Annotated in this window: 1 pseudogene; it reads left to right on the top strand. The window is 67.6% G+C overall.

The features are described 5' to 3' along the window. A pseudogene (locus JWG43_RS21145) lies at nucleotides 1-395 on the top strand (acyl-CoA dehydrogenase); the annotation flags it as partial.

Below are 395 nucleotides of genomic sequence, written 5' to 3' on the forward strand. Positions count from 1 at the left end.
GGCTCGCGTCGAAGGCGCGGTTCCGGGCATCAAGGGCCTGTCGCTGTTCGTCGTGCCCAAGTTCCTGGTCAATGAGGACGGCTCGCTGGGCGAGCGCAACAGCCTGGAATGCGCCGGCCTCGAGCACAAGATGGGCATCCACGGCAACGCCACCGCCGTCATGCAGTACGACGGCGCCAAGGGCTGGCTGATCGGCGAAGAAGGCCGCGGCATGAACAATATGTTCGTCGTGATGAACGAGGCGCGCCTCGGCACCGGCCTGCAGGGCCTGGCCATCGGCACCGCCGCCTATCAGGCCGCCGTCGAATTCGCCAAGGACCGCCTGCAAGGCCGTTCGCTGACCGGACCGAAGAACCCGGACGGCCCGGCCGACAGCATCATGGTCCACCCCGACG

Source organism: Desulfobulbus alkaliphilus (genome assembly GCF_016918545.1).
Taxonomy (GTDB): Bacteria; Desulfobacterota; Desulfobulbia; order Desulfobulbales; family Desulfobulbaceae; genus Desulfobulbus; species Desulfobulbus alkaliphilus.